Here is a 24250-nt window from a genome sequence, read left to right on the forward strand (position 1 = left end):
GTCTAAAACACATTGATACCTCATCTGTTCTAGAATTTTGCATTCTGCGGTTTTACCCGTAATTTAGATGACAAACAAATGTTAGCTTATGACTCCAGCTACTGTAGAGACCCCTACTCAAGTACACGTTGACCTTCTTCTAAAAGCCTATAAATTAATGGTAACTGCCAAATCAATGGCAGACATATTTGAAGAAAACAGGGCCATCTCCAGTAAATATGTACACAGTACTTCCAGAGGCCACGAGGCTATACAATTAGCCACTGCTTTCCAACTAACAGAAAGAGATTTTCTTTCTGTTTACTACCGCGATGAATCTATTCTTTTAGGTTTGGGCCTAAAGCCTTATGAGCTAATGCTACAACTCATGGCTAAAGCGGACGATCCCTTTAGCGGGGGCAGGACCTATTACGGCCACCCTTCACTCCGTCGTGCTGGTTTTCCGGTTATTCCGCACCAAAGTTCCGCTACCGGTATGCAGGCCATACCAGCTACGGGCATGGCGCATGCCTTGAAGTATTTAGAAACAGCCGGTTTAGAAGACTCGTCAGAGGGTCGGGTTGTACTATGTTCTTTAGGAGACGGATCAGTAACGGAAGGAGAAGTGGCTGAGGCTTTCCAGATGGCCGTTCTAAAGCAGCTACCTATTATTTTTCTGGTGCAGGACAATGGTTGGGGAATATCGGCTAGGGCCGAAGAAATGCGCGCCATGGATGCCTATGAGTATGCAGCCGGTTTTAAAAGCATGGAAAGGCTACGGGTTGACGGGGCAGACTTTGTCCATTCTTATACGGGAATGCAGGAGGCTTTTAGAATTGCCCGCCAAGAAAGAAAACCAGTGCTGGTTCATGCAACATGTCCGTTGTTAGGTCACCATACCTCCGGCGTGAGGCGCGAGTGGTACCGCGGAGACAATCTTCAAGAGCACGCCCTGCAAGACCCTATTCCAATTTTAAAGCAGCAGCTACTGGCAACTGGTTCTGCTGAAGAAGAATTGTATGTTTTGGAAGAGCAGGTAAGGCATGAGGTGCAAACACAGTTTGATAAAGCGCAGCTAGCAGCGGATCCTGAACCAGCATCTTTTCATTTGCATGAGTTTGCACCCACCCCGGTGGTAGAAGAAAAAGGCCAGAGAAGCCCATTGAAAGGCGAGAAAACTACCATGGTAGATGCTGCCTTGCATGCAGTGGACGAGATTCTGAAACAATACCCTGAGGCTCTGTTTTATGGCCAGGATGTGGGAGGCGAATTAGGTGGAGTTTTCCGCGAGGCAGCTCTGTTAGCTAAGAAGTACGGTGACCACCGCGTATTTAATACACCCATTCAGGAAGCTTATATCATAGGGTCAACCGCCGGAATGTCTGCCGTAGGGGCAAAGCCCATTGTTGAGATACAGTTTGCTGATTACATATGGCCGGGCATCAACCAGTTGGTAGAAGAACTGTCTAAGAGCTGTTACCTGAGCATGGGCAAGTTTCCAATTCAGTCTCTCATTAGAGTTCCTATTGGGGCCTACGGCGGGGGAGGTCCTTACCATTCCGGCAGCGTAGAATCAACCTTGTTAAATATCAGAGGTATAAAAGTGGTCTACCCAAGTAACGCCGCTGACATTAAAGGGCTGATGAAAGCAGCATTTCTGGACCCTAACCCTGTGGTCATGCTGGAGCACAAAGGCTTGTATTGGTCAAAAGTACCTGGTACCGAGGAAGCCAAAACAATTGAACCTGACGCGGATTATGTGCTACCGCTCGGCAAAGGAAACGTTGTGCAGCAGGCAAGCGAAGAGCAGGTGAGAAGAGGGAATTCACTGGCTGTCATTACCTACGGAATGGGCGTATATTGGGCAAAATCAGCAAGCAAGCAATTGCCCGGCTCAGTAGAAATAGTGGACTTACGTACTCTGAACCCTCTGGATTTTGAAATGGTGCAGCAGGCTGTAGAACGGCACGGGAAAGTGTTAGTCCTCACCGAAGAACCTTTACTTAATTCGTTTGCAGAGTCATTAGCCGGAAGAATAAACCGCACTTGTTTTACCAAACTAGATGCCCCTGTATTCACGCTTGGTGCTGAAAACCTGCCGGCTGTGCCTTTGAATGTAGAACTGGAGAAAATGATGCTCCCAAATGCAGACAAAGTGCTGGCTGCCCTTACAGAATTGCTGGAGTACTAGTTTCGTTGTTCGTTATTCGTTACTCGTTTTCTAATTGGTTTATTGATCGTTGATTTTTGATCTCGAATAACGAACAACTAATAACGAACAACTATAAATAAAGGCTTAAAACGGATACCCAATACCTAAGTTGAAGGTAGTTTGTGAGTTGGTGCTGAACAGTTTACCTGGCTCAAAGGTGGTCAAGATATAGCGGTTGCCCTCCGGACGGGCAGGGTCATAAACTTTGGTAGCAATATCAAAACGTAATATGGCAAAAGTAAAGTCTAATCTTACCCCAAAACCAGTGCCCACTGCCAACTCTTTATAGAAGCGGTCAAAAGCAAACTCCCCTCCGGGCTGATATATTATTTCAGAGGAATTGGTGTCTTGCTGCCCTTCCTCAAATAACCAAATGTTACCGGCATCTAGAAATAGGGCGCCATTAACGTTAGTATTACCAAACCGGAACATCCTAAACCTCAGTTCTGAATTTAACTCAAGTAAAATCTCGCCTGGCTGCTCAAAGCTATGAATATATTCACCTGTTTCTCTGTTGATGCGGGCGCTTGAACCCGGGCCCAGGCGGCGTGGAAGCCATGCTCTCACACTTGAGGAACCACCGGCAAAAAAATGCTTGTCATACGGCAAAACCAATGATCCGCCAATAGGTTTTGCTACCCCGCCGTTGGCTCTGTACACAAACATGCTGGTCAGCCCCACGGGGTGGTACCGGCGGTAGTCAAGGCTGGCTTTGGCAAATTTATAACTTGCCAGGTTGTTGAAAGCTTCTGCTAAATATTGCCCCAGAAAACCACCAGACTCCAAAAATATGCGCACAAGCTTGGCATCATTTGTTTGGTTGTAATTGGCGGTATTGTATAGGCTGGTGAAATTAATGGAAGAGACGAAGGCATTGTTAAAACTTTGCCGTAGCGGGTTTCCCAAAGAAGCCAATCGATCCAGTTCCTGCTGAAAGCTTTGTGATATACGCGGGGTACTGATTATGTTGATATCAATAGGAGAGAAGATAAACTGGTGAATGTTCAGCCTTTGCCAGATATAATCATAGGTAAAATCTAAATTGGTACGCGTATATTCATTCCGGTCTACATACGTATAGCCAACCCCAAAGCGAGTTCTGGGGTTATAGCGGATCAGGATGTCATTTGTGCGGAAAGGAATCAGAATTTGCGGGAAAGTTACCCCCATGTCCGCACCAATCTCTGTACGTCTACCTGCTCTCGCTTCACCTGCCTGGTACTGCCCTTCATAACCAGCCCTGCCGCCTATGTCAAAAATTTCAGCGCCCCCAAAAATGTTTCGTACCCTAAACCTAATACTGGCGTAAGGGCCAGGAATTCCTTCTGTAAAAGTACCACCTATTTCAGTGGTCTCCTGGTACCGAGGTAGGGGAAACGTATTGATCTGAGCATCAAGCAAGCCAAACCTAGGATTGTCCAGTGCCACTGAATCTGCCACCTTGGTATAGCTGATGGTGGTGAACTTGAACATGTCCATGTTGGAGAGAATACGCTGGTTGTTCAAAGTTCTGGTGGCGGAATAGGTTTGACCCGGCCTAAGTATGATCTTCCGGTTCAATATCCTTGGCTTCACCCGCTGGTTGTAAGCTAAATAATGCACATCACCCAAGGTCACTGTGTCTCTGGTCAATCCAAACCTGTTCAATCCTGCATCAGAATAAAAATACACGTTGCGCAAAGAATAGATCTTGTGTAGAGAAGTATCAGTGGGATTGGCGACTAATGTTTTTAATCTAACGGTATAGTCGGTGTAACTGGTGTCTGCGGTGAAGGTGACAAACTGTTGCCGAAAATCATAAAAGCCGCTATTTTTCAAGAGCTGCTCTATGCGGGCACGCTCCATCGTAATCACGCTTTCGTCATAGCGTTTGTTTACTTGTATCAGACTTGGGTTTTCCGGTGCCTTCAGAAGTTTTAGTAGTGCCGTGTCAGCTAACTCATAGGTGTGCTGGGAAATAATATAGGGTTTATCTTCCTGAATGGTGATGGTGGCAAAGACTTTCTTTTTCTTGGTCTCAGTTGAGGAAGTCACCGTACTCCGGAAAAAGCCTTCCGCATTTAAATAAATTTTTATCTGTTCTTCAGTATGAACCAGTTTTAGAGAGTCGAAAATGGCTGGTGGTTCCCCAACAGTACGCATTAGCCAGTTGCCGTCTTCCAGTTTCACTTGCTTTTTGGCTAATTTTCTTTCTTTTTTTTCAATCAAGCGGTCAACCTCTACAGAGTCGCTTCCGGCTTTCTGAAGCTTAAGGTTGTATTCATTATTTATCTCTGCTATTTTCTCCCTGATCTTTTCTGGGTTATAGAAGCGCTTGCCTAAGTAGTACAGGTTCAGGTACAAAGGATAACCCAAGACCTTTCGGTTGGGAGTTTGCTGGTATAGGGGAACAATTTCAGATTTATTGGTTTGGTCTACTCCCTCCAGGTCAATTTTCCACAGAAGCCGCTCTTTTTCTGCTAAGTGGCGGGTAGGCGAGCAGCCCATACCCAGGCACAGCATTGTTAATACCGCGCCGAATACGTAAAATCGTGGCGTCAAACGTAGTAAGATTATGATCTCAAAAGGACTTTTGAAGTACATTAGGTCACTGCAAATAAAGAAATATCGGCTGCTTCACCAAGCGTTCACGGTAGAAGGTGAAAAGAGCGTAGTAGAACTGCTGCAGTCAGGTTTTGAGGTAGAGACAGTTCTTGTTACGGAGTCATTTCAACAAAAGCATACCCACCTGTTGCAGAAAGGTTTTACCCTTCATATAGTTACCGCCGAAGATCTGGCTAAAGCCGGAAGCATGGAAAGTAACAACGCGGCTTTGGCTGTGGCTAAAATGCGACCATCCCATGCTTATTCCTGGCCAGAAAATGATTTGGTACTGGCTCTGGATGAAGTAAGGGACCCGGGCAATTTAGGTACTATTATTCGCATAGCAGATTGGTATGGTCTTAAAGACATCTTTCTTTCGGAAAACAGCGCTGATTTCTACAATCAAAAAGTTATTGCGGCTACCATGGGTTCTTTTACCCGCATAACGCCTCATTATGTTGATTTACTGCAGTTTTTAGAAAAAAGGCCCCAAAACACTCAGGTGTACGGAGCAGCATTGCAAGGTGAAAACGTTCACCGGTTGTCATTATTACCGCAAGGTGTGTTAATTATGGGCAATGAGGCTCATGGCATTAGACAAGAAATAATGGAACTGGTGACAAAACCAGTACACATACCAGGCAGGGGTGGGGCCGAGTCATTGAATGTGGGTACCGCAACCGCCATTTTGCTAGATAACTTTTACAGAAGTCTGTAACCATTCAATTCATTTATACTAAGTCTCTTTTAGAGGGCGTTTCTAGTAAAGGATTAATCTCCTGATAATTGTTCAACCTACTAAACATACGGAACTATGAAATGCCCCGCCTGCCAAGAAACCCTTCTCATGAGCGAGAAGCAAGGAATAGAAATTGATTACTGCCCCAACTGCCGTGGCATCTGGTTAGACCGAGGCGAGCTGGAAAAAATCATTGAACGCTCTGCCGACCATTATTCAAAGAAGGAAAACTACGACTCTGATTATAAAAAGTATGGGTACGGTGAATATGGTAAAGGTCAGCACAAACACCATAAGAAGAAGTCTTTCCTGAGTGAATTGTTTGACTAGAACAATGAAATAAAAGTAGCGGGGTTCTTCAATGAGCCTCGCTATTTCGCTTTTAAGGCTAATTTTTAAAAATCAGCCCTAAAAGAGAAATTCAACCTGATTGTATTCACTGATTTTCAGGACAATTTCTGCAAGGTGTAAAAGGAAAGGGAGCCTCAGCTGAAGCTCCCTTTACCTAACAAACCAACTAAAGAATTCTTATGCTACTTATAGGTTCCATCTGATACCTACGGCCAGAGCATTTCCTGAAGGGCCGAAGCCTGATTCAAACATGTCATTCAGGTTGTATTTGGCGAAGATGTCCATGCTTCTCACCCCAATGAATCCAGAAACGCCATACTGAACATCGGTGAGGTGGAAGTCATCTTTCACTTTCACAGTTTTAGTGTCTCCACCTTCTGGGTAAACAACTTTTGTTTTGCTGCCAATCATGTAGCCAAGGTAGCCACCGCCGCCAATTCTGAAGGCTGTATTGCCATCTTTGTTTTTCACGTTAAATGAAAGCTCCAGCGGAATGCTAAACGTGGTAGTGGCCAACTTGCTTTTCTCCAGGTTCAAAGGTTCAGCGGTAATTATTCTGGCACCGTCACCATCATCAACCAGCATTTGGTTGTCATCGAACATATAGTTGTGGAACTCAAAGCTAAATCCGTAAGAAACACGGGCTGGGCTGCCTTTACCTCCTAATCGGTGATGCCATTTGTTGTTGATGCTGAAGTAACGAGAGGCAATAGGTCTGAACTTTACACCTACTCCGCCTTCGGGGGTAGAGGTGTTTACCCATCTGTCAGCACCATAGTCCAGCTGAATGTCATGAGAATTTTTGCTGTAGCGTTCCTTCTCCTTCTTTTCTTTCTTTTCAGCGATCATGGTGGTGTCTTTTCCTATTTTAACACCAATGGTGGTTTTGTCCTCTTCCTCTTCAATGTCAACACCTACGCGTACATTTTTGATCTCTTTATTAATGATCTGCTTTTTATCGCTGTTCGCCTGAGTGATGGTGATATTGACATCTTCACCAGTCTGAGACTGTTGTCTATCTATAGTGACAGTGACAGGGTTGTTGGCGGCACTTTGCCCTGCTCTTTCTATCTGATCTACGTGTTTTTCCAGTATGGTAATGATAGAGTCGATGCTCTGCGATTTTAGACTTTTCACATCTTTCAAGTCTTTCACCACTACCAGTACCCTGGCGTCGTTTTTAAGCTTGACAATAAGAGTATCCTGTACTGGAGGAGTAAAATTGACTTTCGTTTCAGCACGAGAAGGCAAAGCGATTCCAGCAGCCATTATGATGGCCGTTAGCGGGGCAAACAAACGTTTCATGGAAATTGGATTTTAAGGGTTCTTTGGTCTTTTTACAGTTCTATTGATTTGGAGATGGTCTTGTTACCTATTCTGGTTTCAAGCGCATAAGTGTGTTTGGCTATTCCTAATTCAGAGAGGCTGATTTTCTCACCGTCTCTCAGGTTTTTCACCTGCTTTAAAATTCCTTTCAAGACACGGCCTGTTCCTTTCTCTGCTTCTGTTTCTTCAAATTCAGCCGGAGAGGCCTGTGCTACGGCATATGCCTGTGAGTTGTCTAGTTTTACTATGATCTCCAGTGGGGCACCTGAGTCAGCAGTTACTTCCTGTCCTTTTGAAGGAGTAACAGCAGAGGCTACCATTTCTTGTGCCGGCTGTGGCTGCATTACTACCATATTTTCTGCTTTCTTCATAGAGCTTACCTCTTCTTGACCATTAGCAGCAGAAGAAACTGTTTTGGTTCTTCTAGTAGCATTACCACTGTTAGCAGCTATGGCCGTTTGTGATGAAGATGCAGCAGGGAAGTTGACGGTTGCCTGAGTATCTGAATTTTTTTTCTCTTCAGTCATTTCAGGCATAGCAGGAGTCTGTACTGGGGCCGTTGAATGTGATGGTTTTTCCTGCACGGTGGCGACTGTACCTTGCGACTGTAATCCATCGGTACCCTGGTTCATCGTCCAGAAGCCCACGCCAAGTAACAAAGTCACTGCAGCCGCGGCAGAGTAATACCACATCACTGGCTTTTTCTCCTCTTGCTGTACTGGTGGTTGCATACGGGCCTGCAGACGTTCCCAGGCATCATTGCTAGGGGCAACCGGTCTGTTGTTCAGTTTGTCTCTGAATAATTTATCTAAGTCTTCTGCGCTCATGTCTTTGTCTGTTTTAGATGGCAATCATTACTCCTTGCTGGGCCAGCATGCGCTGCAACATTGCCCTTGCTTTACTTAACTGAGATTTTGAAGTCCCTTCGCTGATGTTGAGCATGTCTGCTATCTCTTTATGCGAGTACCCTTCAATGGCATACAAGTTAAAAACAGCTCTGTACCCGGCGGGCAGGTCATGCAGCATTTCCATCATTTCCTCGGCAGACATGTCACTGTCTGCAGTGGCGTCTTCAGAAGCTAGGTAATTATGCTCCTTTTCAATGGACATGTGCATGATTTCCTGTTTGCGCAGGTGCTGCAGGGCTTCATTCACCATAATGCGGCGTACCCACCCTTCAAAACTGCCTTTCTGCTCAAATCGGTCAACGTTCTGGTACACCTTCATGAACCCGTTGATCATGACCTCCTCCGCATCCATTTCGTTCTTGAGGTAGCGCATGCACACACCCAACATAGGGCCGGCATAACGTTCGTACAAGAAGCGCTGGGCTTTGGCATCACCTTTCTGCAGTGCTTTTACCAGATCTAACTCGTTCACGGGTGGTATAAATTAAAACTATAATTTGTGCCTGTTTGTAATGATAGATGCACGGGGTCTAAAAACGGTTGCCTGATCATGTGAAAAAAGAAAAAAACTCTACTGTTAATCGATGTAAATCCTTTATCAAAAAAAAATACCACACTGATACACAATACTTTAATCCTACAATTTAAAATAAGCTGGTGAAAATAAATTTGTATTCAGTAGTACAACTAGGCTTGGTGCGTAATACCTTTAGAGGGCATTACCGAACTGTTTCTTCTTAACTAGGGGAGTAATGCACAAGATAAAGTAATTTTAAAACTTGTCATATAACAAGAAGAACAAGATGAAGAAAATAGTGGTTGCAGGGGTCTTTAGCTTCATGCTGTTAACCATAGGTTGTCAGCAACAGCCGTTCACCAGTTTGTCACCGCAGAAATACAGGAACCAGCAACATCAGAACACAGGAGTGGTGGTAGATGTAAGAACGCCAGCTGAATTTAATACCGGCCACCTGGCAAATGCCCAAAATTCAGACTGGCGAAGTGGGCAATTTGTAACAGATATAAAACAATGGGATAAAGAGAAAACCTATTATTTGTACTGTGCCACAGGAAATCGCAGCGGGCAAGCCATGCAGCTCATGAAAGAGGCCGGGTTCAAAAAGGTCTACAATTTGGGCGGCTACAAAGAGCTAAAAGCCGCAGGCTTACTGGTGGAGGAGGAGTAAAATGGTTTTCGGGCTGTTTTTCTTAAATCAGCCCGAAAACTCTGAAGATATTGATGCTCTTGTTCTAGCTAAATTTTAATTAAGGGATACTTCTTTTTTTTAGGGGAAGCAACACGCAGGGGAGTGGCTTTATAGAAAAAGGAGACAAAATTTTGCTGCAGTAAATCATTGAGCACATGACCCGGAACAGGATTTGAGTATTTAGCTTGAGGGGTTTGTTTAAGTAAATGATAAACTTCTTCAAAAGAAAAATAAGCGATGCTTTTTTCTAAACCATAAGGAAAAAGATTTGATGGGGCAACAATACCAATGGCGTAAGGTACTCTCTTTGTCTCTATTCCCTTTCTGTTAAAGTAGACTTGCCACGTAATGGGTACAATGGTTAATTGTGCTCCCAGTAATTCTAATTCTTCTGAAACTTCTTCCTGAGTTTCGTCTCCTAGTATCAGCCCCTCTGATTCTAGCTTTAAACTTTTAGATAGTTCTGCTATTGTCATTTTTCTGGAGAGAGAATCGCTAGAATAAATATTCAATTGACCATTTTTTGCAGCGTTAAGCAAAAGGGTAGGCAGTTCCTGTCCATTGTTGTGTAAATGTGCATTGTCAGGATGATTCAAAATAATCTCATCCGTTAAATAAACCATCAAGTTTTTGGGTGGCGCAGATGATTTGGCTTGAGTTCTGGCTTCTGCCACAGTTGTTCTGATATCTAGTATATCTTCTGCACTATATTTTTCTTGGGCCAACGCCGTAGTCATATAAAGAACCTCTCCTTCTTTACCAGAGAAAGAATATTGTTCAATCGGCTCTTCCTTGACAAGGGCAAAATCTTGGCGGCTGTACTGTTGCAATTTGTCTGGATAGCCCTTCTTGTTTCTGGTAACTTGGAAGTAGAATCCAAAAGTACCTTCAGGGAAATAACTATCCAGTGTGGCTGACATATACGTATCAGGGGTGTGAAGCACCTGGTCCTTTAGAAGGAAAGGGCCAGAATTACTATACCATAGAATTTTATTTTGGTCAAGTAACTTTTCTAAATCTGGATAAGCTACATAAAAGGCTATAACAGGTACACTAGATTCAGGGTGCATGTAACCTAAGGCCGCATAATTTATCTTATCTGTTTTACCTTCTTTTTTAGATATATCCAATATGAGAAACCGAAAATCATGCGCTGCTTTTCTGTAGTGCGTTCGTTTCTCTCCTGTCCAAGCGTCTTCCTGTTGCTCTGGCGGCAATGGAGTAATCATTAGTTCTTCAATCCTCTCCTTTGAAATGGCTTTAACAGTATTTGTATTATAGTCTATGGCAAGAGGTGAAAGAGCACCGGATTCAATTCCGTCCAATACTACCTGCTGTATACTGCTAACATACCTTGTGTAAGGCCTGTTTTCCTCATGTACTAAATTTAGGGTAACTAAATGCCTGGAAGTTTGCCCCTGTACAACAAGGCAACACAGAAAAACGAAAAGAAGAGGTAGTAACCGTTTCATTTTATAAGGTTTGATGGCAAAGTAATGATAACCAAACCATAACTAAATGAAAAGGAGGGATTCTAAAATATTTAATAATGAACATCTACCTGAACTGCCCACTGTCTATACAAAGTAACTAAAGAGGAAGTGGTAGATTCCCTACAGAACAAGGGCTTTGGTACGATAAGGTACTTTAATTAGAATCGGTGTGCTGCGAGATACTTTACCCGCGCAAGCTACTGTTTATGACTCTAATGTTTTAGCAGACAAAACTTAAGTTTGATAACGTATCGCCTTAATTGAGGATAATTGTACAGAAAGATTTCTTCCAAACGACACGACAAGCAGAAAACAAGTCTCGCATACTTTTCAAATAACTACCATTTAAACCGGAGCTAACGCAACAGATTTATTTGTTTCTGACTGAACCTTCTATACTATCATCCGGCTCGCCTTCTTCAAAACTTTTCAGGCAGTGGTCTTCTCTGTATTTTCCTTTTAAATCATCGTAAAAAGACTTGTTCCAAAGCTTTATTCCAGTAAAGTAGGAGGCCCGGCCAATCATGTGCGCACCTACTGGGGCCGTTAAAAGCAAAAAGATAATAATAGCTGAGACTCTTGTAGTAATAGACAGGTCATTGAAATAAACGGCACAGCCTATCAAAACTAAACCAATGCCCAAGGTAGCCGCTTTGGTAGTAACAGAAATGCGCAGGTACAAATCTGGCATCCTTAGTACTCCTACGGCCGCTAATAAAATAAATAAAGCACCTAGGCTACTGAAGATGATAATGATGGCGTCGGTCATTATTTTTTAATTTTCTCTATAAAAAAGGCAAAGGCAACCGTACCCAAAAAAGCGATCAAGGCTAAAATAAGAGCTATGTCTAAAAAGGTGGGTTGGTCTGTTATAATGCTGTAAACAGCTATTATGCCAATGCCTGTGGTAATCAATAAGTCTAAGGAGACCACCCGGTCAGATAGAGACGGTCCTTTCAGAAAGCGAATAAAGATGAGCAGCACAGATAAAATCAGCACCGGAAGGATTACGTAGTACAGGTAGTCGTGAACGTTCATCTTAATATCTCTAGTAGCCTTTTCTCAAATCCGTTTTTGATGCTTTCTATAAAGCTTTCCTTGTCTTTCACATACATGGCATGTACATATAAAACTTTCCGATCATCTGACACATCTAAGCTGAGGGTGCCAGGGGTAAGGGAAATAAGGTTGGCCAACAAAGTTATTTCTAAATCAGACTTAGCGGTAAGTGGTACCCGAATAATACCAGGTTTCATGTAAAACTTAGGGGTGATCACATCATAAGCAACTTGTAAGTTGGCTTTTACAAGTTCGTATAGAAAGTAAAAAATGAAGGAAATAATCAAAAAACCTCTTTGCAGGTACATATTGGCCCAGCGGGTTTCAGACATTATCCAGATAATAACATACCCCAGCAGAAACCCAAAAAAGAAGTTACCCAAGTTAAAGCTGCCCGTCAGGGCTAGCCAGATAAACGAGAGTAAGAGGTTGTTTAAAAACTTGGTTCTTATCATTTCTATTTTCTAAATAGTACCTCTCTTCAACACAGCACCCAGGTAAGCAGAAGGATCTTTCAGTTCAGCAGCAATTTGCTTGGCTACTGCCAAAATGAATTCTGCCCCGAAGCCTATAAACAAGAGCGCCCCCGATAGCAGCACAATAGGGAAAACCAGTGCAAACCGCTTTGCATACGGCATCGCTAAATAAGCCGTGCTACTTTGTTTATCTGGCAATGCGCCCTCTTTCTTCCAGACTATCTCAAGCCACATTTTAGCCATGACAAAGAGCGTAATGAAACTACCTAAAGTAATAAAGGCAATCACCATATATTGGCCGGTGTCTAGGCTTCCTTCAATCAGGAAAAGCTTTGCCCAGAACCCAGAAAGTGGTGGTATGCCTATTAACGAAAAAAAAGAAATGGCGAACATCAATGCCAGTAGGGGAAAAGAGGAGTAAATGCCTCCTAATAGCTTCATGTTGTAAGAGCCCTTTATTTTATAGATTAAGCCGCTTATTAAAAACAGGTTAGTCTTCACCACAATATCATGAATCAGATAGAAAATAGCGCCCACCAAAGCTACTTCGGTATATAGTCCTAAACCAGCTATCATATAACCAATGTGGCAAATAATAAGGTATGAAAACACGCGCCTGATGTTGTTCTGAAGCAATGCGCCTGCCCCTCCTGAAAGTATACTTAGTCCGCCAATCCAGATGAGCAGGTTCAGCATAAACTCGTCTGGAATGAAGATAAGCGTAAATACCCTGATCATAGCATAGACTCCGACCTTGGTCAGTAAACCACCAAAAATGGCAGAGATTGTTGCTGGTGGAGTGTGGTAGGAAGCGGGCAACCAGAAATACAGCGGGAAAATAGCAGACTTTATTCCGAAGCCAACCAGAAACAGAAGAGCGGTAATATTCACGAGCCCCCGGTTCTCAATATTAGCCACCTGTATAGAAAGGTCAGCCATATTCAAACTTCCTGTCAGACCATATAAAATAGCTATGGCCGTTAGGAAGATAGCAGAGGCCAACAGGTTCATGGTAACGTACTTTACTGATCCCTCCAGCTGGTCTTTTGCCCCCCCCAATGTTATCAAGACAAAAGAAGCGATGATGATGATTTCAAACCATACATATAGGTTGAAAATATCACCGGTAAGAAACGCCCCGTTCAAGCCCATGAGCAGAAGGTGAAACACCGGGTAGAAACCCAGTTGCACCCGCGCACTTCTAATACCGCTTGTTGAAAAGATAGATACCGCCAAACCAGCTAAAGAGGTTAACAAGACCATGGTAGAACTGAAGGCATCGGCCACAAACGAGATACCGAATTGAGCCTCCCAGGCCCCTGCCTGCATCACCAAAATACCGTCTTGTAAAACAGCTGCCATCAACCAAGCTGCCAGGGCCAGTGCCGTGATACTGGCCGCCACGCTCAAGCCCCGCTGCAGATTGGTTTTGTTCCAGAAGAACAAGAGCACTACTGCGGTAAAAAGCTGAAAGGCTACCGGTAAAACGATGTACAAAGGGTTCATATATCTTCTTCTGTTGAATTCATTTGGTCCAGGTCATCTGTCTGAACAAATTTATAAGCACGCTCCATCAGAATAATGGCAAAAGCCTGCAAACCAAAACTTATAACAATAGCCGTAAGAATAAGAGCCTGCGGCACTGGGTCTGCATAAATTCCGGCTAAGGTTTTGGCCGCATCCGGAATGATGGGTGGCTCTCCCTTCACCATCCGCCCTAAAAGGAAGATAAGCATGTTCGCACCATTACCCAGTAAAATCAACCCTAAAATCATCTTCACAAGGCTTCGGCGGAGCATTAAGTAAATGCCTGAAGCATACAGAAAGCCAGTGATAAAGGATAGTAAAATTTCCATATCAGATACTTTCCAGAATAGTAAAGATGATTGTTAGCACCACGCCTATCACCACTAAATATACCCCTATATCAAAGAAAAGAGCTGAGCCTACCATACCTATCACCGGGAAAGGTTCTTTAAACCACAACCCGGTCATAAAAGGCTTGTTCACCAGTAAGGGTGACAAACCACTGAACAAAGACAGGCATAAGCCCATCGGCATCAAAATTCTGGGGTGAAACTTAAAAATCTTCTTTGTGTTCTCAATGCCATTGGCAATAGAGTGCAGCACAAACGCAATAGAAGCTATAAGGCCTCCCACAAACCCCCCGCCAGGCAAATAATGTCCCCTCAGCAAGATGAAGACTGAAAACAGCAGCAAAATGGGAAGAAGATAACCCGCAGCAGTTCTAAATATCAATGATCTCATACTATTTGTTTTCAGGTTTTCTTGTACTTAGCCTCAACAGTCCGCTCACTCCTAAAGCCGCAATGGCTAAAACAGTAATTTCTACCATGGTGTCAAATCCTCTGAAATCCACCAGAATCACATTTACCACATTTTTTCCTTTGGCCATGGTATACGCGTTCTCTGCGTAGTATTTAGATATTTCACGATGTAATGGCTCCTGCAGCACTTCCAGAGCCAGTATACAGATTAAGGTACCAAAGCAAAAAGCCAGTATTCCGTCGCGCCACATAATAGCCTTAGACTCTTCTTTAATGTACCCCGGAAGTTTCTGCAACACCAACACAAACAAAATAACGGTGAGTGTGTCTATAGAGAATTGGGTCATGGCCAAATCTGGGGCCGAGTAGAACAGGAATATAAGACAGATGCAGAATCCCATAACACCAACTGAGGCCAAGGCCTGTAACCTGGACTTGGTAAAGACAGCGAAGAGAATAGAGGTGGCCATGATAAGGAGAACGGCTACATCATAGAAAGCAAGATCAGACAAAGATTGAAGGTTAAGGTTCAACCTTATGCCTTGTAAGAATCTCACGGCCAGCAAGACGGTCAGAAAAGCCATGATCGTAAATACATAATGCCGTAATTTACCGTTCTGCCATAAATTAGTCCATGCCGCAGAAAACAGAGCAAATCCTTTCGCCATCCCCACCAAAACCGATTTAGGAGAAAAAGGCTCAAAACGAGAAACCCACGCTAATTTACTTTCAGATGATTGTAAGTAGTAGAACAGGAATATTCCAGACCCTATGGTAATGGTGCTTAGCAGTAGTATTATGTTAAACCCATGCCATAGCTGCAAATGAAAGTCTGGGGCAGTGGAGAGCAGAGACGAGACCGCTGGCACCAATAAACTCCCCTCAATAAGAAAAGGGAATAAGCCAAAAACAATGCCGCACGAAGCCAGCAATAAGGGCGGAATCCACATGAGTGGGCTCGGCAAATGCACCTGCTTAAACTCTTGGGGCAACGGACCAACAAACGGACTTATACCAGCCTTAAAACCCGTGAACAATAGACAGATATTAGTCACAACTGCGGCGCCAGTTAACAGCACAAACAAACTACCACTACGCAGGGTGGCGTCATAGATAAGGTCTTTACCAAGAAACCCGAAAGTGGGCGGAATACCAGCGTTGGAAAGAGCAGCCATAAAAGCGGCTATGCCTACTGGCAGCATCACTTTATTAAGTCCTGCCAATCGGGTTACATCACGGGTGCCGGTTTCGTGGTCAATTATTCCGGTAACCAGGAACAGGGTGGCTTTATATAAAGCATGTACTAAAATAAATACTGTTGCCGCTAACAAAGACTCAGGTGTACCAATACCCAACAGGAACACGATCAAACCTAAAGCAGAAATAGTTGAATATGCTAAAATTCCTTTCAGATCTATTCTGAAAAGAGCATGTATCACGGCATAGAGCATAGTGACGCCACCTACCAGGGTAAGTGTTCCGTTCCACCAGACAGTTTCTCCTAACACAGGGGTAAACCTTGCCAACAAATAAATACCCGCCTTTACCATGGTGGCAGAATGCAGATAAGTAGAAACAGGGGTGGGGGCCTTCATGGCTCCGGGAAGCCAGAAATGAAACGGGAACTGTGCTGATTTCGTGAATGCCCCTATGAAGAGGAAAAAAAGAATCCAGCCGTACATGGGGTGAGAGGCCAGGTCTGGAGATGAATTCAATAGTGCGGTGAAGCTGTAATGCCCACCAGCCTGGTTTAACAACACAAAACCAACAAGTAAAAATAAGCCACCAATACCGGTAATGCTCAGCGCTAATAAAGCTGATTTTCTAGATGCCTCGCTGTCATTGTTGAAACCAATGAGAAAGAATGAGCTGATACTGGTTAACTCCCAGAAAATGAAAATTAGAAGGAGGTTGTCAGACAGCACAAGACCCAACATAGAGGCCATAAACATGCTAAGGTACCCATAAAACCTGCCTAGGTACGGATGACCTTTCAAATAGGAGGACGTGTAAATAAATACAAGTGAGCCAATGCCTGTAATGAGCAAGCAAAACAACATGGCCAAACCGTCAAGCTGGAAACTAAGGTTGACATTGGCCGAAGGAACCCACTGGTAAGAGAAAAGCAAATCACCACCTGCCTTCACCTCTGGCAACCATGATAGAAAATAAACAAAAAGGGAGAGGGGCAAGGCAGAGAGCAGGATGAACAGCCCTCCTCTCAGAATATTTTTAAGCAGAGGAAGTAAAATGGCAAGAATAAACCCAGAAAGTATAGCTAGAAGCATACAACCATATTAAATATATCAGGCGTTTTACCCAAACATAGTGTAAATACTATAATACTTAAAGAACGAACAGCGAAGTTTAATGTTCCGGTAGAAAAGCAAATGTTAAGAGGTTTACATTCTCCTCCATCTTAACCACTTGTATTACGGCTCTTTAAGCAAACCCCCAGTTAGGAAACATGCTAGATTCTGAGAGGCCGAAAAAATAAATAAAAAAGCCACGCCACCGGGTGGTGACGTAGCTTTTGATAGTTTCTAATCAATGTAAAGACGCTTATCTCTTAATGATTCTGGAAGAGCTGCGCTGAGTACCGTCTGTGTATACTATTGTATAAAGGCCATTGTCTTTAGTACCCAAATCTAAATTAGTAGAAGTAGCGCCTTGATCTGTGGCAATGGTTCCAACTTTTAAACCATTGGCGGCATACACTTCAATGGTAGCACCTTTACGGGCCGCAGGGTGGCTTACTGCAAAACGGTCAGTGGTGGGGTTAGGGAAAACAGTTAATCTGCCGGCTTTTTCCATGTCTCCTTTAACAAAAAGTACATCAGCGCCCGGAACGGCTCTTTGCTCTGGAGTATAAGCCCCAGAAACATCCCAGACAATCCAGTCAATGAAAGAACCATTGGCTTGTCCGCTAGACCCGTCTCCAATTCTGAAATAGCTTCTACCGGAAGTAGAGGTTGGTGTTGTAACTTCAAAAGCAGGCGTATTGTTTTCATCTATATAAACTTTCACCGCATTCCCATCTTTTGTGAAGCGATAGGTGTGCCATTCGGTGGGGTTGATGGCTAATTCCATATTGCTCAACTCTGAGTTAGACTTCCGTGCTTCGTTGAAGGTAATCTTACCGTTAGCATTTTCCTCAGTAGGATTGATGATGTAGATGGTTTCTCTAAGCCCGCCAAAGTCTAAATCCAGCTCAAAAGCTCTTTCAATGTCTGCCATACCTTTGGCTCGCACCACTACAGTAGCCGCCGAGGTGGGATCTGTTAAATCTTGGCGCCACAAAAAGCTATGGTGCGGAAGGCTCTCTATTCTAAACCTCAAAAGTTTGTTGGTGGCGTCATCTGGGTCCGCTACAATGGAATTCTCAGATTCTACTATAACAGGGCTGTCACTTGGCTGACCTGCCGCAATATTTACACTTGCCGTTTTGAAAACATTTTCTGAGGTAGCATTTGGCAATTCATTTGCTTTATACACCATCCATTGTGCTGATGCTGTACTGGAGAATCCAAGTCCTAAAAAGCCTGCCACTGCCAAAGTTTTGGCGCTTCTGCTGAGCATCATCCTGAAACTTGTTTTTACTGCGGGTAAGTTTTTCTTCATGGTACTGTTTGTTAGAGGTAAAAATTAGAATGTAATATCTAGAGGTATAAATCAATATCATGCAAACCATAGCACCACTAAGTTCTTCCAGTGGAGGACCAAGTTTACGATTTTCGATTGTTTATTTGCGCAAAATGTACAATCGATTGCACAAATATATAAATTTCATATAATAATCAAAATTTTAGGCAGGTTGATTTTGAGATTCTCAATAGGAATAGAGAAATAAAATAAATTTAAAAAGTGAACACTGCTATCTAATAAGAGAGCTTATCATTAGCAAAACAAGCAGCGCCTGCAGAAAAGGGAGAAAACAGGGTAAACAAAAAATGCTGTTTTCAGCCTGATTTTCTTAAAACAGACCGAAAACAGCAGAGCTGATTCTATTAATATTTTTTAGTGATTCTTTAGTAATTCCCGATAGAGAGCATAACTAAGGTGCAGCCGTACACAGGCTCTATGTTCTGTTCCTTTGCCTTGCGCTCCAGCTCTATGTTTTCTGTGCCGGGGTTGAAAATGATACGCTTGGGTTTCAGGGAAAGGATGTAGTCATACCAGCTGGGTTGATTCTGCGGCCCCACGTATAAAGTAACGGTGTCTACGCCTTCTACCTCTGGCTTTTCAGTTTCTATAGGTAAACCAGCCACTTCCCCTTTTTTTATACCCACCGGAATTACCTCATGCCCCGAGCGTTTAAGCTGGTGCACGGCTTTATAACTATAACGGGTGGGGTTATCAGACGCCCCAACTACCACTGTCTTTTTCATCTTTTTGGGCTATTTTTCTTAAAACAGGCCTAAAACAGTTATGCCTGCTAAGTATTTATACTTGTTTGATGAAGATAAGTTAACGTTTGATAAGCAAAGCCACCTGCTCCGCACAGCGTTCGCCATCCATGGCCGCCGATACAATTCCACCAGCGTAACCCGCACCTTCGGCACATGGAAACAGATTTTTAATCTGTGGGTGCTGCAACGTCTCTTTGTCTCTGGGAATACGAACAGGAGAGGAGGTCCGGCTTTCAACCCCTACAATCTGCGCCTCATTGGTCAGGTAGCCTCTCATTTTGTAGCCGAATTCCTGAAATCCGCCGCGCAACCTTTGCCCAATCATGGGAGGCAATACCTCCTGCATGTCTACGCTGGCCAGACCTGGTTGATAAGAAGTCTCCAGCAGGCTGGAAGATACTTTGCCTTTCACAAAATCTTGTAGACGCTGGGCTGGTGCCACCTGAGTACCGCCCGCCACAGCACAAGCTTTTTGCTCCATGGCCTGTTGCAACCTAAGCCCAGCCAAAGGCCCGTGCTGCTTCAAATCCATATCTTCCAGGTTTACTGCCACCACAATCCCTGAGTTGGCGAAACGGGAGTCACGGCGGCTAGGAGACATTCCGTTCACAACCACTTCACCGGGGGCGGTGGCAGCTGGCACTATGAACCCTCCGGGGCACATGCAGAAAGAGAAAACCCCGCGCTCATGGCCTTTGTATGCCACCTGTTGCACCAGCGCGTAACTGGCGGCAGGCAGATAATCGCCTCGGTTGCCGTCGGCGCAGTGATATTGAATTCTATCTATCAAACTTTGTTGGTGCTCTACCCGCACGCCCATGGCGAAGGGTTTTGCTTCGATCAGTATTTTCTTGTCATTGAGCAGTTCATAGATGTCGCGGGCTGAGTGGCCGGTGGCTAAAATAACCGCTTCGCCCTCAAATGTTTTGCCAGAAGCCGTAACAACCCCTTTCATGTGCTGGCGGTCCAGCACAAAATCGGTGACGCGGGTGTCAAAGTGTATTTCACCGCCAGCCTGCAAAATTGATTCTCTTATTTGAGAGATCAATACAGGTAATTTATTGGTACCAATATGCGGGTGGGCATCAAAGAGAATGTCTGTAGTTGCCCCATGCTGCACCAGAATTTGCAATACCCGTTGCACGTCGCCCCTCTTTTTAGAGCGGGTGTACAGTTTTCCGTCAGAATAAGTGCCAGCTCCGCCTTCACCAAAACAGTAATTTGAATCTGGGTTCACCACATGCTCTTTGTTGATAGCAGCCAAATCGCGGCGGCGGCTACGCACGTCTTTGCCGCGCTCCAGCACTACCGGCTTCAGCCCCAACTCAAGGCACCGCAGCGCGGCAAAAAAACCGGCAGGTCCGGCCCCTACGATCACAACGGTAGGGGCATCGGGCTTAACAGAAGGGTAGTGGTAAGTTGGTAAAATGGTAGAAAGATCCGGAGCCTGTGTGTACACATCTGCCCGCACTTTCACTTTCACCTCCCGGCCACGGGCATCAATAGATCTTTTTATTTTATGGATATAAGCCGTCTCGTTTGACTTGGAGAAACCGGCTTGCCGCAACAACTCTGTTTCTAATAGGGCAGAGTCATAGGCAATCTCTGGTGCAAGCACCAAATCAAGTTCTTTTTTCATATGCAGGAGTAAGGGAGTTAGCCTTAAATCAGTTGTTGTGTTGCTTAAAGCAAAGATACGTTACCTCCAGAAACCATGGAAGCAAGAGGAAAATTCGTTTTGGAGCTGTTTTTTGAAAAAGAAGCAAAAAACAAAACTGCTTGGAGGCAATGGTTGAATTGATATTTTTATGCAGCTCAATTAAAAATCATTCACTCCATAATTCATTCTCTCATCAATCAACCTCGCCTACTATATCGTTCACCCATCCCTTGCCCCAGTTTGCTATTTCCTGGTCTGACCAGATTTGCGGGTAAAATATTCTTTTCTGGAACTTAGGGGGAAGATACTTCTGCCAGTTGGTGCCACCGGTAGCCGCTATCACGGCCGGGTCTTTCTGCAGATAACGCACCGCTGATTTGTAATGCATGAGCGGCCAATTCACGTTCACATTGCTATCCAGCTCTTTGAGGTGGCGAATCAGCTTTTCATTTTGCTGTTCTTCCGGAGAAAGCCTTTGGTACACCGCCCACACATTCTTTTGACCGTACTCTCGGGCATGTTGAATAAGCTGATCAGAATATTTTTCTTCAAACTGTAGAAGAGTAAGGGTTTTGGCGCCAGATGCCGCCTCGGTGGCACCTTCTTTCCAATAAATACAGCCAAACATTTCCTCTTGGGTACTTTGCTGACCCAAAGCCTCGCGCTTGGCTTTGTCGGTGAGGTTGCGAAGGTCGGTAGAGCAGATCTCTATCATGCGGTACTGCACACTCTGAAAACCGCTGGCGGGCATCAGGGCCATCCGGAACTTCAGAAACTCCTTCGGGTCCATGCCATCTACCATCACGTCAAAAGAATCAATCAGATTTTCAAAATAACGGTTTATGCGTCCAATTCTGGAAATTAGGAAATCTGCAGTAGGAGCAGCGTTTTCACCAATCTGTTTATATTCATGCAAACAGAGTTTGAAGTATAGCTCTGTGATCTGGTGGTACATGATAAAGATCTCCTCGTCAGGAATTTTGGTTCTGGGAGTCTGCAGGCTTAAGAGGGTGTCCAGGTGAATATAGTCCCAGTAGTTGACAAAGTCAGAATACAGGAGGCCCTCCAGGTAAGCGGCCAAGTCCTGCCCTAAGGGACGATACTTCTGCTGCAAGCGCTCCAACAAGTCCAGCACCTCGGGGGAAAACGTCTGGTCAGACATATATAATTTCTTAAATATTTGTAATAAACCTCCAAAACCAGCGACAAAGAAAATAAAACTATTTGTAAAAGAGGACAAGGGAGGCGGTATTGCCGCAACATATAAAGCAACCTTTCAGCGGTAGAAAGCATCTTGCCTAAAGAAGCTGAGCAGTAACAGGCAGCACAGCGGTTAAATTTTTAAATGGCAGCTTAAGGCTCAACAATATCTTTAACTTTGACGCCAAATAGTGTTTCTGAAGACTTATGGCTGAAAAGAGCAGTATATTTGATATGATTGGGCCTATTATGATCGGCCCCTCCAGTTCACACACGGCGGGAGTGGTGCGCATAGCCAGGGCAGCCATCCGCATTTTAGGAGCGCCGCCCACAGAGGCTACCATTACCTTTTACAACTCGTTTGCCCGCACTTATGAGGGACACGGCAGTGACCGGGCCATTTTAGCGGGTTTACTGGATTTTAAAACCGACGACACCAGAATAAAAGAAGCCTTTGACCACGCTAAAGAGCGCGGGCTGAAGTTTACTTTTAAATCAATAGGCAACGCATCTACCATGCACCCCAATACCATAAAACTAAACCTTGTCAGCGCGGATGGGAAGCAGGCGGAGGTAGTAGGGCAGAGCAGAGGAGGTGGCGTGATCAGTATTGTGGAAGTTGACGGCTTCCCTTCTAACTTTTCGGCTAACTTGCACACGCTCATTATAGACGCAGACGACGTGACGGGCAGTATCGCTTTCATCAGCAACGTGATTGCCCATGATGACTGCAACATTGCCACCATGAACGTGTCCAGAAAAGGCCGCCATGACTTAGCGCGCCAGTTCATTGAAATGGATTCGGGGCTAAGGCCTATCTCACTGGAGTACCTGCGCCAGCTGAGTTGGGTGAAGAATGTGATATATATTCCTAATATTGACTTATAAATGCGACGTTTTTCTTCTTCTGTGCTAGCAGCCCTAGGGTTGGCCATCGGAGCACAATCAATGGCGGCGGCTCAAACCACGTCACCCACCGGCGAGACCGTATGGGACCTGCGTCAGTGTATTGACTATGCCGTTAAAAACAACCTGCAGCTCAGGCAAGCTGGGTTAGGGGTAGAGCAGGCTGCCGTAGATGTGCAACAGGCACGGGCAAACCAATTACCCTCTTTGAATGCAGGCGGATCACATGGTTTCAATAACGGTTTCTTCCTCGACCCTGTTCGTAACCAGATCCAGAACACCCAAATCTGGGCAGGCAATGTGTCGCTGCAAAGCTCAGTCACCGTGTTTAACGGTTTACAGGTACAGAACACCATCAAGCGGAACAAGCTGGATTACGAGGCCTCTCAATATGATAAAGAGAAGGCGGAAAATGATATAAAGCTGAACGTGGTTACGGCCTACATGCAGATTCTGCTAAACCAGGAACTGCTAAGAACAGCGCAGGAGCGGCAAAACCTTTCCCGCATTCAGCTGGAGAGAACACAGAAACTGTTCAATGCCGGAAGTGTACCCGAAAGCAATGTATTGGAGCTAAATGCGCAGTTAGCCAGCGATGAACTAAACAGCATTACTGCCCAAAACAATATTGAGCTGGCGGAGCTGCGGCTGATTCAGCTCATGAACCTGGAAAATACAGACCAACGTAATTTTGCCATAGTGGCACCGGAAATAGAGGCTCCAGACCAGTCTGTAATTGGTTTTGAGGCGCAGGACGTATATGAACGAGCCGAAGACGTTATGCCTGAAATAAAGAGGGCTCAACTAAGGGTACAGAGCGCAGCCAAAACCATTGACATAGCCAGAGGTGGTTACTACCCCAGCCTCAACCTGGTTGGTAGCATCAGCACCAGATACTCCAGTGGTTCTAACCGTTTTCTGGTTGGGCAGCCCGTAGCTGTACGAAGACAAATAGGCTTTGTAGACGGCACCAATCAGCCTGTTTTTGCAGAAACATTTGTCACCGAAACCACTCCCAGAGATTACCCTTACTTTAACCAGCTGAATGACAACATTGGTCAATACATAGGGGTTAGCCTGAACATTCCTATTCTGAACGGCTTCAGGGTTCGAAATAACGTGCAGCTATCCAGAATTGGCCTCAGAAATGCTGAACTCAACACTGCCATTGCCAAGAATGATTTACGCCTGATCATTGCACAATCTTATACCGATGCTATAGCCGCCCAAAAAAGATATGTGGCTGCTAAAAGTCAATTGGAAGCTATTGAGCAGACCTATAGAAATGCAGAAATTCGTCTAGATAACGGCCTGATCAACAATGTAGATTTTAACGTGGTCCGCAACAACTTGGTGAAGGCGCAATCAGATATCATACAAGCCAAATATGAATTCGTGTTTAAAGTAAAAATTCTGGAATTCTACCAAGGCAAAACCCTTTCATTATAACCCT

Annotated in this window: 22 protein-coding genes; 6 read left to right on the forward strand and 16 right to left on the reverse strand. The window is 44.5% G+C overall.

Annotated features, from left to right (window positions below):
* Nucleotides 1-88 precede the first annotated feature (88 nt).
* Entirely contained in the window at nucleotides 89-2170 is a 2082-nt protein-coding gene (locus A8O23_RS10705; RefSeq protein WP_066620800.1) for an alpha-ketoacid dehydrogenase subunit alpha/beta, read from the forward strand.
* A gap of 105 nt (nucleotides 2171-2275) precedes the next feature.
* On the opposite strand, the gene tamL is transcribed toward A8O23_RS10705, so the two are convergent.
* Complete coding sequence (gene tamL / locus A8O23_RS10710; RefSeq protein ID WP_066620803.1) at nucleotides 2276-4693, reverse strand: translocation and assembly module lipoprotein TamL; 2418 nt, start codon at nucleotides 4691-4693, stop codon at nucleotides 2276-2278.
* Nucleotides 4694-4745: 52 nt separating this feature from the next.
* On the opposite strand from tamL, the gene A8O23_RS10715 reads away from it, so the two are divergent.
* Nucleotides 4746-5492, forward strand: a complete 747-nt coding sequence (locus tag A8O23_RS10715) for a TrmH family RNA methyltransferase (RefSeq protein ID WP_066620805.1) — start codon at nucleotides 4746-4748, stop codon at nucleotides 5490-5492.
* Between the two features lie 96 nt (nucleotides 5493-5588).
* Complete coding sequence (locus tag A8O23_RS10720) at nucleotides 5589-5843, forward strand: TFIIB-type zinc ribbon-containing protein (protein WP_066620809.1); 255 nt, start codon at nucleotides 5589-5591, stop codon at nucleotides 5841-5843.
* Nucleotides 5844-6050: 207 nt separating this feature from the next.
* Here the strand turns inward: A8O23_RS10720 and A8O23_RS10725 are convergent, their stop codons facing one another.
* From A8O23_RS10725 to A8O23_RS10735, 3 genes are read right to left on the reverse strand one after another with little or no spacing between them, the layout of a single operon-like run.
* The gene (locus A8O23_RS10725; RefSeq protein WP_066620811.1) at nucleotides 6051-7169 is read right to left on the reverse strand and encodes an outer membrane beta-barrel protein; all 1119 of its coding nucleotides are present in this window, start codon (nucleotides 7167-7169) and stop codon (nucleotides 6051-6053) included.
* 32 nt (nucleotides 7170-7201) lie between these two features.
* On the reverse strand, nucleotides 7202-8017 hold the full coding sequence (locus tag A8O23_RS10730; RefSeq protein WP_153042161.1) for a hypothetical protein: 816 nt from the start codon (nucleotides 8015-8017) through the stop codon (nucleotides 7202-7204).
* Nucleotides 8018-8030: 13 nt separating this feature from the next.
* The gene (locus A8O23_RS10735) at nucleotides 8031-8570 is read right to left on the reverse strand and encodes an RNA polymerase sigma factor (RefSeq protein ID WP_066620814.1); all 540 of its coding nucleotides are present in this window, start codon (nucleotides 8568-8570) and stop codon (nucleotides 8031-8033) included.
* A gap of 331 nt (nucleotides 8571-8901) precedes the next feature.
* Between A8O23_RS10735 and A8O23_RS10740 the strand changes: the two genes are divergently transcribed.
* Entirely contained in the window at nucleotides 8902-9285 is a 384-nt protein-coding gene (locus A8O23_RS10740) for a rhodanese-like domain-containing protein (protein ID WP_074988359.1), read from the forward strand.
* Nucleotides 9286-9353: 68 nt separating this feature from the next.
* On the opposite strand, the gene A8O23_RS10745 is transcribed toward A8O23_RS10740, so the two are convergent.
* The 12 genes from A8O23_RS10745 to A8O23_RS10805 all read right to left on the reverse strand — a co-directional run bounded on the left by A8O23_RS10745 (nucleotide 9354) and on the right by A8O23_RS10805 (nucleotide 21853).
* Nucleotides 9354-10631 (reverse strand): hypothetical protein, encoded by a 1278-nt coding sequence (locus tag A8O23_RS10745; RefSeq protein ID WP_066620816.1) that lies wholly within the window; start codon nucleotides 10629-10631, stop codon nucleotides 9354-9356.
* Nucleotides 10632-11169: 538 nt separating this feature from the next.
* A complete protein-coding gene (gene mnhG / locus A8O23_RS10750; protein WP_066620818.1) occupies nucleotides 11170-11568 on the reverse strand; it encodes a monovalent cation/H(+) antiporter subunit G in 399 nt (132 codons plus the stop codon).
* Nucleotides 11568-11837, reverse strand: a complete 270-nt coding sequence (locus A8O23_RS10755) for a cation:proton antiporter (RefSeq protein ID WP_066620821.1) — start codon at nucleotides 11835-11837, stop codon at nucleotides 11568-11570. Before A8O23_RS10755 ends, mnhG begins: the two co-directional genes overlap by 1 nt.
* The gene (locus A8O23_RS10760) at nucleotides 11834-12313 is read right to left on the reverse strand and encodes a Na+/H+ antiporter subunit E (protein ID WP_192849042.1); all 480 of its coding nucleotides are present in this window, start codon (nucleotides 12311-12313) and stop codon (nucleotides 11834-11836) included. The genes A8O23_RS10755 and A8O23_RS10760 overlap by 4 nt, the downstream gene beginning before the upstream one ends.
* Nucleotides 12314-12322: 9 nt before the next feature.
* Nucleotides 12323-13840: a proton-conducting transporter transmembrane domain-containing protein gene (locus A8O23_RS10765; RefSeq protein ID WP_066620823.1), complete on the reverse strand. Its 1518-nt coding sequence runs from the start codon at nucleotides 13838-13840 to the stop codon at nucleotides 12323-12325.
* Complete coding sequence (locus tag A8O23_RS10770; protein ID WP_066620826.1) at nucleotides 13837-14190, reverse strand: Na+/H+ antiporter subunit C; 354 nt, start codon at nucleotides 14188-14190, stop codon at nucleotides 13837-13839. Before A8O23_RS10770 ends, A8O23_RS10765 begins: the two co-directional genes overlap by 4 nt.
* A gap of 1 nt (nucleotide 14191) precedes the next feature.
* Complete coding sequence (locus A8O23_RS10775) at nucleotides 14192-14602, reverse strand: Na+/H+ antiporter subunit B (RefSeq protein ID WP_066620829.1); 411 nt, start codon at nucleotides 14600-14602, stop codon at nucleotides 14192-14194.
* 1 nt (nucleotide 14603) lies between these two features.
* Nucleotides 14604-16910, reverse strand: a complete 2307-nt coding sequence (locus tag A8O23_RS10780) for a putative monovalent cation/H+ antiporter subunit A (RefSeq protein ID WP_066620832.1) — start codon at nucleotides 16908-16910, stop codon at nucleotides 14604-14606.
* 274 nt (nucleotides 16911-17184) lie between these two features.
* Entirely contained in the window at nucleotides 17185-18243 is a 1059-nt protein-coding gene (locus tag A8O23_RS10785) for a T9SS type A sorting domain-containing protein (RefSeq protein ID WP_082883001.1), read from the reverse strand.
* Between the two features lie 407 nt (nucleotides 18244-18650).
* Nucleotides 18651-19010: a CoA-binding protein gene (locus A8O23_RS10795; protein ID WP_066620838.1), complete on the reverse strand. Its 360-nt coding sequence runs from the start codon at nucleotides 19008-19010 to the stop codon at nucleotides 18651-18653.
* A 79-nt stretch (nucleotides 19011-19089) separates the two neighbouring features.
* On the reverse strand, nucleotides 19090-20670 hold the full coding sequence (locus A8O23_RS10800) for an NAD(P)/FAD-dependent oxidoreductase (RefSeq protein WP_066620841.1): 1581 nt from the start codon (nucleotides 20668-20670) through the stop codon (nucleotides 19090-19092).
* A gap of 214 nt (nucleotides 20671-20884) precedes the next feature.
* Nucleotides 20885-21853, reverse strand: a complete 969-nt coding sequence (locus A8O23_RS10805) for a tryptophan 2,3-dioxygenase family protein (protein WP_066620844.1) — start codon at nucleotides 21851-21853, stop codon at nucleotides 20885-20887.
* Nucleotides 21854-22098: 245 nt separating this feature from the next.
* Between A8O23_RS10805 and sdaAB the strand changes: the two genes are divergently transcribed.
* A complete protein-coding gene (gene sdaAB, locus A8O23_RS10810) occupies nucleotides 22099-22779 on the forward strand; it encodes an L-serine ammonia-lyase, iron-sulfur-dependent subunit beta (RefSeq protein ID WP_066620847.1) in 681 nt (226 codons plus the stop codon).
* Nucleotides 22780-24246, forward strand: coding sequence for a TolC family protein (locus A8O23_RS10815; protein ID WP_066620850.1), 1467 nt, complete (start codon nucleotides 22780-22782; stop codon nucleotides 24244-24246).
* Nucleotides 24247-24250: the final 4 nt, after the last annotated feature.

The sequence above is a fragment of the Rufibacter roseus genome (assembly GCF_001647285.1).
In the GTDB taxonomy this organism is placed as follows: domain Bacteria; phylum Bacteroidota; class Bacteroidia; order Cytophagales; family Hymenobacteraceae; genus Nibribacter; species Nibribacter roseus.